This is a genomic window from Paenibacillus ihbetae, from assembly GCF_002741055.1.
Lineage (GTDB): Bacteria > Bacillota > Bacilli > Paenibacillales > Paenibacillaceae > Paenibacillus_AQ > Paenibacillus_AQ ihbetae.
Window position 1 is genome coordinate 5,828,252 of the sequence record NZ_CP016809.1, and the last position, 15,754, is coordinate 5,844,005.

The following is a 15,754-nucleotide window of genomic DNA, read 5'->3' on the forward strand; positions in this document are numbered from 1 at the left end:
GTGCCTTCTTCCCATAAGAGGGGTTTCTATAGAAATGAATATGATGGAGGGGTAAAGATGAAGAAAAGATGGATGACAGCCGTAATGGCAATGCTGGCGGGGATGATGGTCGTGACGGCATGCGGGGACAAGAGCGGCGGGAGCGGGGCTGATGGCGACGGACCTTATCCGCTCACCCTGGTCGTTAACCAGGTAGGTGAAATACCCGACCCGAATAATCCGATTGAGGAAAAAATACGCGAATACACGAACACGGATCTGCGGATTCAGTGGATTCCCTACTCCGCATACGATGAGAAGGTTAATGTCATGGTCGCTTCCAATGAGCTTCCGAAGCTGATCAAGCTGAACTATACGCCAACGACGATCAGCTCGCTCGAAGCCGATCTGTTCTGGGACATCACCGACCAATTGAAAAATTATCCGAATCTGGCCGCTCAGCCGCAGGCTTACTACGACAACATCAGCGTGAACGGCAGAGTGTACGGCATCCCCTTGTTCCGGGACATGGGACGGGCGATCGTCAGCTACCGCAAGGACTGGCTCGATGCAGCCGGCTTGAAGGAGCCTGTCACCCTGGATGATTGGTATGAAATTATCCGGTACAGCACGGAGGAGGACCCGGATGGCAACGGAAAAAGGGACACCTACGGAATGATGCTGGACAAAGGCTACAACCAGGGTACGGCATCAACGTTAACCCGGCTTGCCGTTTCCCAAGGCGCACCGAATAAATGGGGCATCGACGAGCAAGGCAATTTCTATCCGGAGTTTGAATCCGAGCAGTTCTTCGAGGTTATGAAGCTGTTCAGGAAATTATATGAAGAGAAGCTGATCAATCAGGATTTTGCTGTGGTGGATTCCTCCGAGCTCAACAAGGTGTACGAATCGGGACGCGCCAATATCCGAATCTCAGGCGGTAACGGCCAATCGCTGCAAACCAAGCTGGAGAAGGTCGTTCCGGAAGCGGTTGTCGACGTATCGCCGCTGCAAGGTCCGGAGGGCATTCGGGTTCCGGGAGAAAGCGGAAATACCGGGTTCCTGGCAATCCCGAAATCGACGGTCAAGTCTGAAGAGGAGCTGGCGAAAGTGTTGACCTTCGTCGACAAGCTGCTGGATCCCGAAATGGTCAACGTCATTAATAAAGGCATCGAGGGCGTCCATTACAAAGTTGTAGGAGATTATACCGAAACGATCGATGCGGATAAGGATGCTCAGGAGGTTAAGCCTTACCGTGACACGCTGCCGCAGCGGGGCGATTTGTACAACATGGAGAAGAAGCCGAAAGGAACGGAGCTGTTTAACAAGAACAAAAAAATCGTGTTCGAGAACGAGAAATACATTGTGCCGAATCCGGCGCTGACCCTGAAATCAACGACTTACAATGAACGCGGCGGAGAACTGGAGCAGATCATCACCGATGCGCAAACCAAGTTTATTATGGGGCAGATTGACGAGGCCGGCTGGAAGGCTGAGGTGGAGAGATGGAGAAAGAGCGGCGGCGATCAAATGGCCGCAGAATATAAAGAGTCCTATGCGAATCAGCAATAACGGTCATTGATCATGCAAACGGGAGACAAAGCGGGCAAGTAAAAGGAAATGCCTTTGACGTACTTGACTGCATTGTCTCTCGCTCGCGTATAAACGGTATTCATGATCGAAAGAGCATTTCATTGCGGCTGGTTAACATGCAAATTTAATCAATGCAAGTTATCTGGAGAGGCAAATGATGAACAGATAGTTCGAGGCTTGTTGATTGGCGTTCCGATTAGCACGAGATCAAGATGATTCGTTTTAAGCGCGCCGGCCGGCTTGATTTGCAGCACTAGACCGTCGCGGTCAAAGCGGCAGGTAAGAATAAACATCTGCTGCTGTTCCAGCAGCTGAATGTGAATCAAGCAAGTCGACGAATCTGCCCATACTGCACCGCAAGCGGAGGGAAGGCCGAAAAAAGGATCGGGACCGATATGCCAATCATTCATGGAGCATACAACACGGGAACGACCGGTTTCATGAATGAAGATGAGCTCGCAGGCTTGATCACTGAACGTAAATTGGCAGTCTGTCCATCCCGGCTCGTTAGCTGATAGGCGATAAGGGTGTCCCGAGACTTGTGCGGCTGCATGGGAGAAGGAGCTTCCTTTCGGCAGAAGGAGCTTCAAGGCGCTCAGACGCTGCTGCATCCGGTCATAACCGGCATCATCGAAGGGGCAGGGCTCCTGCATGGAAGAAATCAGATGGGTCCAGACGCTGTCAAGAATCCCTTGGTGCTCATCCCGGTTCAGCATGGTGTTGGCCGTCGACACGAACACGGCGTCATGGTGCGGGCTGACGAGAACGAATTGCCCTCCGGCTCCGAATGCGCAGTAGGCTTGACGCCTGGCCCGCCAGAACTGGTACCCGTAACCGCTTCGCCCTTCCAGCAAAATTCCGGCACTGGAATTATCAACGACCTTGGACGTGCTTTGCTCTACCCAGCCCTCAGGGAGGATCCTCGTCCCATTCCACACCCCGTCCTGCAGATAGAGCTGACCGAATTTGGCCAGATCCTCCGTGGTGCAATAGGCCCCGCTGCCGCCCAGGTTAATTCCGAGCGGACAGGTCTCCCACTCGATATCCTGCATCCCGAGAGGCTGGAACAAGCGGGCATCGAGATAGTCATGTACGGTAGTCCCCGTGACCCGTTGGAGAATGGCGCACAGCGTATGCGTACCTGTCGTATCGTAGGCAAAGACGGTTCCCGGGGGATGGCTCGGCGGCGTATGAAGGTATTCGAATACGATATCCCGGGCCTCCTTATTGGTTGATTTTCTGTGGACGGTTTGCATGCTCAAGAGATGCCGGATGGTCATACTGGCTGTGTACGGATGTACGGTCTCCGGCTGTTTATCCGGAAAAAAATGAATGACCTTGTCATCCAGGGAGATCCGCCCTTCTCCGATGGCAATGCCGACAGCGGCCGATGTCAGGCTCTTGCTGACCGAGAATATCGGATGCCTTAAATCTTTGTGGAACGGGAAGTAATAGCCTTCGGCTGCCACTTTGCCATGCCGAAGGAGCATAAAGCTGTGCAGGTTCATATTTTTGTCCGTCATGTCCTCCATAAAGCGGAGGATGGCGGATGAAGGAATGCCGACCTCCTCCGGACGGACTCGAGGCAGTGAAGTCATCATCATCAACCTTTCAGCTGTTTCTTATTTTTGCGGCTTGTTTATTCTTCGTTTCCATCTATGTTACCGAATGGCATGCTCCTATAAAAACGGTCTCCGATGTTTAATTCGGTTCATTCTTTGCTTTTTTTGCCGGATTTGAATCCTAGCGGCATTTTTAGCTTCATGAAGGAAGCGAGTGCGGGGAAAGAGAGCATAAAATGCAAAATATGCGGGGGATTCAGCATCAAACCCGGAATTTTTATCGTTTATGTTTCATTATAATGAAGCTTGAAATTATACTTCCAAGAAGATTGAGGGGGGATATGGATGGAAGGGAACCCATGGTCCGTCCGGACGGTGGAGACGATCCTCCGTCAAGCGGACGGCGAGGGAGTTCACCCGGAAATTGCCCGCCGGTGGGCGTATGTGCCCGGGATGATGCTCATGGCGATCGCCCGCGCAGGGGATTTTTATAACAAGGATGGTTATTTCGACTTCATGAAACGGCATATGGATCTGTTTGTTCAAGAGGATGGAAGCATTCGGGGGTATCGCATCGAGGAGTACAATCTGGACCAGATCAACCAGGGGAAGAATTTGTTTGCCCTGAGGGCCAAATTTCCAGACTCCCGTTATGAAAAGGCTTCCCATACGCTGGCCGCCCAGCTCATCAGCCAGCCCAGGACGACGGACGGCGGTTTTTGGCACAAAAAAGTATATCCATTTCAGATGTGGCTGGATGGGCTCTATATGTCTTCGCCGTTCCTGGCGCAGTATGCCAAAACCTACAACCGCCCCGAATTGTTTGACGAGGTGGCACATCAGCTTCTGCTGGTGGAGCGCAGAACCCGGGATCCCAAGACGGGTCTTCTGTATCACGGATGGGATGAAGCGAAGGAACAGGTTTGGGCCGATCCGGAAAGCGGGCGGTCCCCGAACTTTTGGAGCCGGGCTTTGGGCTGGTATGCGATGGCGCTTGTGGACAGTCTGGAGTTTTTCCCGGTAGATCATCCGCAGCGCGGTACGATCATTGGCATATTCGAGCGCCTAAGCCGAGCGCTGGCACGATGGCAGGAGAAAGAGAGCGGGCTGTGGTTCCAGGTGCTCGACCAGGGCTTCCGGGAAGGCAATTATCTTGAAACCTCCGGCTCCTCCATGTTTATTTATGCTTTGGCCAAGGGCGTTCGGCTCCAGTACCTGGAGCAGCCTTCAAGGCCTGTTGCGGAGCGGGCGTACGCCGGTTTGATTCAGCGGTTTGTTGAGGCCGGCGAAACCGGCGTGCATCTTCACTCCATATGCCATGGAGCAGGGCTGAGCGATGACCGCAACGGCTCGTATGAATATTACATCGGTGAACAAGTGGTGTCCGATGCCCAGATTGGCGTGGCGCCTTTCATCCTTGCCAGTCTGGAAATGGAGCGGTTACTAGATTCGTTATAGGAGGAGGAACTCGATGATGCACTCATCGTCAACACTGCAAGCATTACAGAACAAACTTTGGCTGTCGGACCAGGGGGACGGGACGTTCGTGAACCCGGTGCTTCATGCGGATTATTCGGATCCGGATGTGATCCGGGTCGGGGAAGATTTCTATATGACGGCTTCCAGCTTCGGCCATCTGCCGGGACTGCCGATTCTGCACTCGAAGGATCTGATTAACTGGAGGATTATTAATCATGTGCTGCCCCGAATGGAGCTGCCGGGCTATGACGTCCCTCAGCACGGGAACGGCGTGTGGGCTCCGGCCCTTCGGTTCCATGACGGCAAGTACTGGGTGTTCTATGGAGATCCGGATGTCGGCATTATGATGAGCACAGCAAGGGACCCGGCAGGCAGCTGGACGCCTCTGCATCTGGTTCAAGAGGGGAAAGGCCTGATCGACCCGTGTCCGTTCTGGGACGATGACGGCCAGGCCTACCTGGTTCACGCGTTCGCCAAAAGCAGATGCGGCATCAAGCACCTATTAAGAATGTGCCGGATGTCCCCGGACGGAAAGCGTCTCTTGGATGAAGGCCAGATCGTCTTCGACGGGACCGAGCATCATCCGACGATGGAAGGGCCGAAGATGTATAAACGGCATGGTTATTATTATATTTTTGCGCCTGCCGGGGGAGTATCAACGGGGTGGCAGACCGTGCTCCGGTCAACCTCGGTCTTTGGGCCTTATGAGGACAAAATCGTACTGCATCAAGGCAGCAGCCCGATTAACGGCCCGCATCAAGGCGGCTGGGTAGAGCTCGCTTCGGGCGAATGCTGGTTCATGCATTTTCAAGACAAAGGGGCATACGGGCGAATCACTCATCTGCAGCCGATGCGCTGGGTCGATGATTGGCCGCAGATCGGTATCGATGCGAATGGGGACGGGATCGGCGAACCGGTTCTGCGTTATCCGAAGCCAAACGTCGGCGGGGAGCATGCGATTCAGGCACCGGATGATTCGGACGAATTCGAAGGGGCTGAGCTTGGTCTCCAGTGGCAATGGCAGGCCAATCCCAATCCGGCCTGGTACGCATTCGAGAGGGAGAGCCATTTGCGATTATTTGCCTTCCCGGTGCCGGATAACCAGTCCTCCCGCACGATCTACGCTGCCCCTCACTTGCTGATGCAGAAATTCCCGGCAGAAGTATTTCAAGCTGAAGCGAGGGTGGACGGAACGGCACTCAAGCCCGGTGAATATGCGGGCCTGATCATATTCGGGCGAGCCTTTGCTTATGCAGCCATTCGGATGAAGGAGGACGGATCCGGCATGGAACTCCTCCGTGCCGAAGGAAACGACCAGGCGGAACATATTGTGTGGTCCGGTGGATTGAGCGAAGGGAAGGTAACGCTGCGGGTGACGGTTCATCCTGGCGCTATATGCCGCTTCGAGTACGCCGGCGCTGGCGGTCCTTTCGTGCCGTGCGGAGATAAGGAGTTCGAAGCGGAAAAGGGGCACTGGGTCGGAGCCAAGGTAGGATTGTTTGCGGCGAGCCGAGAGGATCACTCAGACAGAGGGTATGCGGATATCGACTGGTTCCGGGTTGGAAGAGGAGAGAAATAGAAGCTGGAAGGGCTGCTCCTAGACGGGGAACCCGGCATTGGATCAGCCCGAACGGCCCTGAGGCTATCCATGGCGCTTACGGTATTGAAGGGGCGTCGTGCCTGCGATTTTTTTAAAGGTTTTATTAAAGTGGGCAATATGCTCAAATCCGGTTTGCTCGGAGATGAATTGTACGGATTCCCGGCTGCTCACAAGCATCTTCTGGGCTTCACGAATCCGTACCACCTGCAGGTACTCGCGAAAGTGAAAGCCCGTCAGCTTAGTGAACACTCTGCTGAGATAGGAAGGGCTGATGTAAAACTGCTTGGCGACCTGATCGAGCGTAAGCCTTTCATGATAGTTGGATTTGATATACTGGGCAATCTCCGAAATTTTCTGGTGCATCGGATGCTCATATTCAGGGGGCTGCGATTGGAGCGAGGTCTCAATCCGGTGCAGGCGGATGAGCAGCTCGTTCATCCACGCGCGAACCAACGAGCCGTAATGTGCCTGCCCGGATTGACATTCTGCGAGCATCGAGAGGAGCAGCCGTTCGATTTCGGGCTGATGCTTCAGCGGAATGCGAACCAGCCTGGATGTTCCGTGATCGAGCAGCTTGGCGACGCCGGCATCGCCCTCTTCGATGAAGCTTCGGGAGAAGCCGATCAGCACCCGCTCGAAGATCAGCTTATCGGAGCTTGCCGTCGAATGCAGATCATGCGGGTTCACGATCATCATATCCCCTTTTTTGACGGTGAACACATTATCGTCCATGAAGTAGACCCGCTCTCCATTAAGCAGATAATACAGCTCGAAGTAGGGGTGCTCATGCGGACGGGGCATGCTGCTGGAACCGTTTCTCGACATGTATTGGATGGAGAAATCATCTTCTCCAATGTGGTACTTGGGCTGCAGCCGGTCATTCATTCTCTCTAACTCCTTTGCAACCGCGGATCCCGATCCTATTGTCATTCGTGAAGCCTGATGTACCTAAACAGGTCGGAGACAACGGATACGGCCAATTGGGGTCGTAGAAAATTATATAACATGCCTGCAGACGATCTTCAAGGGCTTTGGTTGCAATCGGCAGCATTTTTTTATAAGCGCTTACATCTTCATGTGGTATCAATCGAATAATCAAACTTGAAACTTACTAAAGCGGAGGTAAGCATGATCAAACAAACAGAAGAAGCAATATGTCCCGACTTGCCTGTAATCCCGGAATACACAGTTATGATCACAGACTATGGCGCTGTAGGAGACGGCGTTTATGACAATACCCAGGCATTTCATCAAGCAATCGAAGCTTGCGCAAAGGCAGGAGGGGGGAAGGTGGTCATCCCTCCGGGGATTTGGCACACCGGTCCGTTAACCCTGCAGAGCCGGATTGAGCTTCACGCTTCTGCCGGTGCTCTCGTCATGTTCAGCAAGCAATTCGAAGCTTATCCGATCCGGATGTCTACTTATGAGGGCCGGCAGATGTTCCGCTGCCAGTCTCCGCTCGATGGAGAAGGATTGGAGGATATCGCAATCACCGGCAGCGGCATCTTTGACGGAGGCGGCGAAGCCTGGAGGCCCGTTAAGCAAGGGAAGCTGACGGAAAGCCAGTGGGATCGTTTAATTCATACCGGCGGCGTCGTGGATGACGAGGGACTGTGGTGGCCAACGCCGGCTGCCCGGGACGGGAAGGAGAACCTGGCCCGGATCGAACAGACAGGCAGCCGAAATCCCCAGGATTATGAGCCTGTCAGAGACTATCTGAGACCCAATCTGCTCAGCTTGAGAAACTGCAAGCGGATTCTGCTCAGCGGCCCTACCTTTCAAAATTCCGCAGCCTGGTGCCTGCATCCCTGGGCGTCGGAGCAGATTACCATTCAAAACATTACCGTCCGCAATCCATGGTATGCCCAGAACGGGGACGGACTGGACATCGATTCGTGCAAATACGTGATCGTGGAAAATAGCTCGTTTGATGTAGGAGATGACGCGATCTGTCTGAAGTCCGGCAAAAATGAAGCCGGGCGCCTGCTGGGAAAGCCGAGCGAGCGGATCAGCATCCGGAACTGCACCGTTTATCACGGCCACGGCGGGATCGTTATCGGCAGTGAAATGTCCGGAGGCATCAAGGATGTGCACGTATCCGATTGCACCTTCATCGGCACCGATATCGGCATCCGGTTTAAAAGCTGCCGCGGACGCGGCGGCGTGGTCGAGAATATCTTCATTGAACGGATCCGGATGCGGGATATCGACGGGGATGCCATCTCCTTCAATTTATATTACGAAGGGAAAGCCGGCTCCGGCGAATACCAAGCGGAAGCGATGCTCCCCGTTACCGAGGAAACCCCCGTGTTCCGCAATATTGTTATTCAGGATATCGTCTGCAGCGGCGCGCATACTGCGCTCCTCATCAATGGACTGCCAGAGATGCCGGTGGAGAAGGTGACGGTGATGCGCTCGGCCATCACAAGTCGGGAAGGCATTGTATGCCGCAATGGAAAGAACCTGACGATTCAGGACATGGTCCTTCGCAATCAGGACAATCCGCTGCTTCTCTTTCACCAGAGCCGAAATGTACAGGTGGTGAACGTCAAGGGGGAAAGCGACTCGCTGGATGACCGCTTGCTTGTGGTTACCGGGGAACGGTCCGGGCAAATCGAATGCTCGGGGCTGCATGCCGATAGGGCAGGGCAGATTATGATTTCTTCTGAAGTGGAACCGGAGGAGGTTGTGATCAAGTAGCTTTGCTGTTGGATGCATTAAGGCTTAGAAAGGAGGTGATGGAATTATAACCGTTGCAACTATCTCAATATGATAAGGAGGTTCGCCATTGAAAGCTGCAAAATGGCTGAAGCAAATGCTTGTTCTCACGATGCTGTTTACCGGTTTCTCCGGAGGAGCCGCCTATGCCGAGGAGGGCCCTGAATCCGAAGTTCCGGCGAAATCGCTGCGGACGCCTGCCTTTCCAGGGGCCGAAGGCGGCGGCAAGTATACGACCGGCGGCCGGGGCGGCGACGTGTACGAGGTAACGACGCTGGCCGATTCGGGTCCGGGGTCGCTGCGTGACGCCGTCAGCACCGGGAACCGGACCGTTGTATTTAAGGTCGGCGGCGTCATTCAGCTGAAATCTCCGCTCAAAATTCTCGGTGACAATTTGACGATTGCCGGCCAAACGGCTCCGGGCGATGGGATTACGGTCATCGGATACCCGACGTCCTTCGATGGAAACAATCTGATCATCCGTTACATGCGCTTCCGGCTGGGCGATATGAACGAAACGGAAGCAGACTCTTTTGGCGGGCGGTACAAGAAAGATATTATCATCGACCACTCCTCGTTCAGCTGGTCCGTCGACGAAGTGCTCAGCCCTTACGGCAACGAAAATGTCACCGTGCAGTGGTCAATCATAGCAGACGCCATGCATATTAGCAGGCATGCCAAAGGCAGACACGGCTACGGGGGAATATGGGGCGGAAAGAACACCAGCTTTCATCATAACCTGATCGCCCACAACTCCAGCCGCAACCCTGCCTTTGACAGCACAGCCGGCAACTCCCATGATTTTCGCAATAACGTTGTATATAACTGGGGTTTCTTTGCTTCTTACGGGGGTAAAGGCGCGGTTACCAATATCATCAACAATTATTACAAGCCCGGCCCCGAAACGGAAGTCGTCCGGTTCATGAATGCGGAGAGCACCGGAAGCTACTATATCGATGGTAACATCATGGACGGATACCCGGAATATACACAGGATAACTGGTCAGGCGTTCATAAATACCCGAATTACGTGAAGCTGGAAGCCCCCGCTTCCTTCGCCAATCCATTGCCGACCGAATCCGCCGAGGCCGCTTATGAAAGGGTCATGCAAGGCGCTGGCGCCATCCTGCCGAAGCGGGATGCCGTCGATGCCAGAATCATCCATGACGTTATTCACCGAACCGGCATGCATATCAACTCTCAGAATGAAGTAGGGGGATATCCGATCGTAGAACCGGTTAGATCCACGATAGAGGATGACGATCATGATGGGATGCCGAATGATTGGGAGGCCGCCCGCGGTCTGGATCCGAAGGATCCAAGCGACCGTAATCTGGTCAATGAGGAAGGATATACGAATCTGGAGCTGTATCTGAATTCCATTACAGGCAACGGGTCGGCCAATCCCTCTGCGGTCATTACATCTCCGGCGAACAACACGGTGGTGAAAGCCGGATCGGATGTAACGATTGAAGCGTCCGTTTCGGATGAAGACGGAAGCGTAACGAAAGTCGAGTTTTACCGGAATGGGGAGAAGGTTGGAGAGGACGACAGCAAGCCGTTCAGTTATGAGTGGACGAACGCCGCGGACGGCACCCATTATTGGGCTGCGAAAGCGGTTGACGATACGGGTACGATGGCGTTCTCGACAAGCGTGGTCGTTCATGTGAACACCGAAGGGAGCATTAAGCCTTGGAAGTCGGCAGATGTCGGCAGTCCGGGAATTCCGGGACACACGCAGCTTGGTAACCGCCCCGGCGAAGTGACCGTCAAGGCGGCAGGCGATATCGGCGGCACAGAGGACGTCTTTCATTTTGCCTATCAGGAAATAGAGGGCGATGCTGAAATTGTTGCTCGCGTCGAAGCCATTACCCCCACGAACGAAGAAGCAGAAGCCGGTATCATGTTCCGCGAGAGCCTGAAGGAGGATGCTCCATTCGTTTCCCTGGTCGTCCCTTATATTCGTACGGGGAAAAGAGGCGTCACCCTTAGCCGCGCAGAAGAGGGGGGAGAAGCTGCAAGAATTCAGCCGGAGCAGGAATTTCAGCTGCCCTACTGGATCAAGCTTGTCCGCAAGGATAACCAATTCACCTCGATGATCTCTCAAGATGGAACCAGCTGGACCACGGTCGGAAATGTCCAGGTCGATTTGCCCAAGCAAGTCTATGCCGGTCTCGTGGCGGATGCGGCCAAAGTGAATAATGAGACGTGGAAATACAATACCGCGACAATTTCCAACGTCAATCTATCGGCGGATACAGGCGGCGGTCCGAAAACCGTGTATTATGTGAACGATGACTTCGAAAACCTTGAAGCCGGCTCGGTGCCTGACGGATATGGCGTGATCCCGCAGCCTCAGGATGCGGATCATACGGTCACCGTGGAGGAAGTCCCCGTCAATTCTACGGGTAACGATTCGGAAAAGGCGCTGAAGGTATACGATAATGCCGTGGGCAGCACAGGGTTTACAATCAACTTCCCGAGGCAGGCAGGCACGGTCGTTGTCGAGACGGATTTCATGTCACCGGCCATGCCTGGCACTTCGGTGCTGCTTCAAATCAAGGATGCAGAAGGTACCAAGACGCCGATTGCTCTTGAGGTGCGCAAGCCCCAGCTACCGATTCAGGAGGATGCCTACGCCCTGGTTTACAAGAACAAGAATGGCCAAGACGTTAAGCTGACCGGCCTCCCGGCCGCCAACCGCTGGTACAATCTGAAGGTCATTGCCAATGCGGCCGCCAACACCATGGATATTTACGTGGACAACGTGCTCGCAGCGGAGGGGGCTGAGCTTAGGGACGATATGCGGACGTTAGGACTGGGAAGCGCCTTGTTCGGCAGAACGCCCGGAACCGGCAAGGGGACCTATTACTTCGACAACATCAAGGTATACGTGGAGCCGGCAGCCGCGCCTAAGGGCTTGCGGGCGCTCCCGGGGAACGGAAAGGTTCAGCTGGATTGGAGCAGTACGCAAGGCGCTCTATCGTATACCGTTAAAAGAAGCACGACAAACGGGGGACCTTACGAGACCGTTGCTGCCGATTGGAGTGCTTCCAATCCATCGTATACGGATACGAGCGTCATCAATGAAACCACTTATTATTATGTGGTTACGGCCGTGAGCGAGTTTGGAGAAAGCGATCCCTCCAACCAAGTGCGTGTCACGCCGTCGGTGAATGCCGTAAAGCCGCAGGCGCCGGCGGAGCTCGCGGGACTTGGCCGTCACACCCAGGCGGATCTTACCTGGCAGCCGGTGGAGCATGCAATCACTTATACGGTGAGACGAAGCGAGAGTCTGGAAGGGCCCTATATCGAGGTAGGACGTGTAGAAGAGCCCTTCTATCGAGATGCGGGGCTTGTAAACGGTAAAGTCTACTATTATACGGTAACTGCGACTAGCGTTGCCGGCGAAAGCGAGGCGTCGGACCCGGTTGAGGCCCGCCCGGTGGCGCCGCTAGAATCGCCAGCGGGAGTTAACGCGAGTGCCGCTGATGCATCGGCTGTAATCTCATGGAATGCCTTACCCGAAGCTTCGAGTTATCAGATCAAGCGAAGCACCGTTCAGGGAGGCCCTTACACGGTCATTGCCGATCAAGTAAAGGATGTCCGCTATGAGGACAGCGGCTTGGAGAACGGGACGGCCTATTATTATGTCGTTTCCGCACATAACGGCGCCGCCTCCAGCGCGAATTCTGAAGCGGTTCGGGTCATTCCATTCCCTGCGAGTACCGCGCCGCCTCCGGCTGATCTTCGATTGAACCCGGGCAAGAACCGCGTCAAGCTCTCCTGGTCAGCCGTAGAAGGTGCGGCTTCTTACCAAGTTACAAGGTCGGAATCCAGAAACGAAGAAGGTAAGGTCATCGCGTCTGATTTGCGGCAGCCCGGTTTGATCGATACGGATGTCGTTACAGGTAAAACCTATTATTATTCGGTCAGGTCGGTAAACGGGAACGGACCGGGAGTCGGAAGCTATCCTCAAGGCGCAACGCCTGCTTCGATCATCATCGTGGCCAAGGACGGTACAGGTATGTTTACGAGCGTTCAAGCCGCGATAGACTCCATCCCGGATGGCAATACGGACCGAGCGATAATCTATATCCGTAACGGGATCTATGAGGAGCAGGTTACCGTTCCCAAAACGAAGCATGCCGTGAGCTTGATCGGCGAGAGCAAGGAAGAGACGGTCATCACCTATACCGGGATAACGGGCACCGGATTCAATGAGCGTGCCACTGCAATCGAATCCGATGATTTTACCGCCGAGAACATCACGTTTGCGAATGGAGCGGGTGCCCAAGGCCCGGCGGCGGCAATCGATCTGCGGGGCGATCGGGCCTATTTCAACAATGTACGAATGCTCGGATATCAGGACACGTTCTTTGTGAACAATGCCGGGAAACGGGTGTACGTGAAGAACAGCTATATTGAAGGAGCGGTTGATTTTATTTACGGACCAGGAATCGGCGTGTTTGACCAGAGCGTCATTCACAATGTCCGTTCAGGGGGATATATTACAGCCGCCAGCACCCCGGAAAATCAATCTTACGGATATTTGTTCATCAACAGCAAAATTACGGGAGCGGGCGGAATCTTCGATGTTTATCTTGGGCGTCCATGGCGACCGTTTGCCCATGTGCTGTTCATGAACTCGGAAATGGAAGGAATCGTGCACGATAAAGGCTGGCATAACTGGGGAAGGCCGGATAACGAGAAAACCGCCAAATACTACGAATATAACAATACCGGACCTGGCGCGGCAGCCGAGGCCCGCGCGAATTGGTCGAAGCAGCTCACGCCGGACGAAGCCAATCTGTACACGGTTCCCATGATGATGAAAGGATCGGATGGCTGGGATCCGACCATGATGCCGGTTCTTCCCGAGCCTTACGGGGAAGATGACGATACGCCGCCGCACACGGCTTCCAAATTAACGCCGGAACAACCTAACGGCCTGAACGGCTGGTACACGGTGCCAGTTACCGTTGAATTGAGCGTGCAAGACGACGGTTCGACCGTTACCGAAACCGTCTACAGCTTTGACGGCGTTACCTGGACTCACTACTCGGGGCCGATCGTTCTGGACCAGGAAGCGGCATCGGCTGCGCTATATTACCGCTCTGTCAACGCTGCAGGTCTTGAAGAAAGCATCCAATCCGTTCCATTGGCCATTGATCTGTCCCCGCCGGACATTCGGGTAGAGCCACCGGCAAAAGAGGGAGGATGGAATGTCTCCAGCGATTGGACGCCGGTCATCCATATGACCGACTCCGTTTCCGGCATTGATGGAAGCCGGACGGTCATTAAGCTGGACGGCCAACCCGTCCCACCCGGTGAAGCTATCCCGCTGTATCAGCTTCCGCTCGGTGATCATGTCTTGACCGTGGAAGGAGCAGATCTAGCGGGCAATACGGCAGCAGCCGAGATTGAATTTCAGACGGTGACGAGCCCCGGCGATATGATCGCCCTGATCGAGCGGTTCCTGAGCAGCGGGGATATCCGGAACGCAGGGATCGCGAACAGTTTGACGAAGAAGCTGGAGAAGGGGAATCTGGGCAGCTTTGAGAATGAAGTCGGGGCGCAGCGAGGCAAGCATCTGTCAGAAATGGCGGCAGACGTCCTGCTGCGGCATGCCGAGTCGATAAACCACATGTGATTTCATACAGCTTGCATTTGCTAGTACAGAAGCCGGCGCCTTAGCTGCCGGCTTCTTATATGAAGAATTTCGCCGCACGAGAAAACGGAAACAATTTTAACATAAATGTCATGACTATGTGACCTTTCATATAGTAAAAACACTGTTGAAACTCTTTCGATTCGACGGCGATATCTAAAAAACGATAGATTTATCGGATATTATTGACAGTTTGCTAGCTTGTATACTATATTAAGAAAGGGTTACAAAATGTTAATGAATTTTGCCGAATTTCGCTAAAGAAAACGGGGGAACCGTCCTGGGTGAATTATTCTTGTAGTAGAGGGAATATAGGTGACCTTCAGCCGAACCCTTAGCTAACTCCGTAGGCATCGAAGGAGAGAATATATTTTGAAGAAATTGGTCATTTCTTTGCTAGGATCCGCAATCATTTTTTCTTCCGGTGCCGTGACAGCGTTTGCCGATCAGCAGCCTAACTTTCAGCAGCAAGTGAAGCAGTTAGTAGGAACACCGTACAAGTGGGGCGGAACAACCACAAGCGGATTTGATTGCTCCGGATTTATTCTGTATATGTTCCGTAATTTTGATCTTGACCTTCCGCGCACTTCCCAAGGACAAGCCCAAGTAGGCGTGCATGTAGACCAGGAAGAGCTGCGTGTCGGTGATCTGGTATTCTTCAACACGAACGGCAAGGGAATTTCACATGCTGGCGTTTATATTGGAGACGGGCAGTTCGCACATGCTTCAAGCAGCAAGGGTGTTCGAATCAGCAAGCTTAGCGATTCTTACTATAAGCCTCGTTATGTTACCGCACGTCGGGTGCTAGGCCAAGAGGAATATGCGAAGCTGGTAGGAAGCGTTAGCTAGACCAGCTAATCCTTGATCATGATCCGACTCTCTGCACGATGCAAGTCTTGAAAGTCCTAGTAAAGGAATCCTATGGTCGATTTTTATTGATTGCACCGAATACATACATAAGTCTTGATGATGACCTCTGTTTACAACGGAGGTCATTTTTTTTGTGCCGGTCATGCGGAAGAGTGGCATCGGCTAATTCATAGCCTGTGTCGTTTCATTGGCTGTCAGAGATGCTCGGTTATCACGGAAGCATTGAACAAGCTGAACAGGCTGCAGGTCCATAGCGACCGGCAGCCTGTATGGTGAAGAGAG

Annotated in this window: 8 protein-coding genes and 1 riboswitch; of the genes, 6 read left to right on the forward strand and 2 right to left on the reverse strand. The window is 53.6% G+C overall.

Annotated features, from left to right (window positions below):
* Positions 1 to 57: 57 nt before the first annotated feature.
* On the forward strand, positions 58 to 1,551 hold the full coding sequence (locus BBD41_RS26235) for an extracellular solute-binding protein (protein ID WP_099479515.1): 1,494 nt from the start codon (positions 58 to 60) through the stop codon (positions 1,549 to 1,551).
* 149 nt (positions 1,552 to 1,700) lie between these two features.
* On the opposite strand, the gene BBD41_RS26240 is transcribed toward BBD41_RS26235, so the two are convergent.
* Entirely contained in the window at positions 1,701 to 3,176 is a 1,476-nt protein-coding gene (locus tag BBD41_RS26240) for a serine hydrolase domain-containing protein (RefSeq protein WP_237086927.1), read from the reverse strand.
* Between the two features lie 303 nt (positions 3,177 to 3,479).
* Here BBD41_RS26240 and BBD41_RS26245 point away from each other — a divergent pair, with 303 nt between their 5' ends.
* Positions 3,480 to 4,592 (forward strand): glycoside hydrolase family 88/105 protein, encoded by a 1,113-nt coding sequence (locus tag BBD41_RS26245; RefSeq protein ID WP_099479520.1) that lies wholly within the window; start codon positions 3,480 to 3,482, stop codon positions 4,590 to 4,592.
* A 16-nt stretch (positions 4,593 to 4,608) separates the two neighbouring features.
* Positions 4,609 to 6,192: a glycoside hydrolase family 43 protein gene (locus tag BBD41_RS26250; protein WP_099480805.1), complete on the forward strand. Its 1,584-nt coding sequence runs from the start codon at positions 4,609 to 4,611 to the stop codon at positions 6,190 to 6,192.
* 63 nt (positions 6,193 to 6,255) lie between these two features.
* Here the strand turns inward: BBD41_RS26250 and BBD41_RS26255 are convergent, their stop codons facing one another.
* Positions 6,256 to 7,098 (reverse strand): helix-turn-helix domain-containing protein, encoded by an 843-nt coding sequence (locus BBD41_RS26255; RefSeq protein ID WP_099479522.1) that lies wholly within the window; start codon positions 7,096 to 7,098, stop codon positions 6,256 to 6,258.
* Positions 7,099 to 7,341: 243 nt separating this feature from the next.
* Between BBD41_RS26255 and BBD41_RS26260 the strand changes: the two genes are divergently transcribed.
* The 3 genes from BBD41_RS26260 (at position 7,342) to BBD41_RS26270 (ending at position 15,451) form a co-directional block, all read left to right on the forward strand.
* The gene (locus tag BBD41_RS26260) at positions 7,342 to 8,913 is read left to right on the forward strand and encodes a glycoside hydrolase family 28 protein (RefSeq protein ID WP_099479524.1); all 1,572 of its coding nucleotides are present in this window, start codon (positions 7,342 to 7,344) and stop codon (positions 8,911 to 8,913) included.
* A gap of 88 nt (positions 8,914 to 9,001) precedes the next feature.
* Positions 9,002 to 14,584: a pectinesterase family protein gene (locus BBD41_RS26265; protein WP_099479526.1), complete on the forward strand. Its 5,583-nt coding sequence runs from the start codon at positions 9,002 to 9,004 to the stop codon at positions 14,582 to 14,584.
* Between the two features lie 253 nt (positions 14,585 to 14,837).
* A riboswitch (cyclic di-AMP (ydaO/yuaA leader) is annotated at positions 14,838 to 14,971 on the forward strand.
* 3 nt (positions 14,972 to 14,974) lie between these two features.
* Entirely contained in the window at positions 14,975 to 15,451 is a 477-nt protein-coding gene (locus BBD41_RS26270; RefSeq protein ID WP_077566883.1) for a C40 family peptidase, read from the forward strand.
* The last annotated feature ends 303 nt before the right edge of the window (positions 15,452 to 15,754 follow it).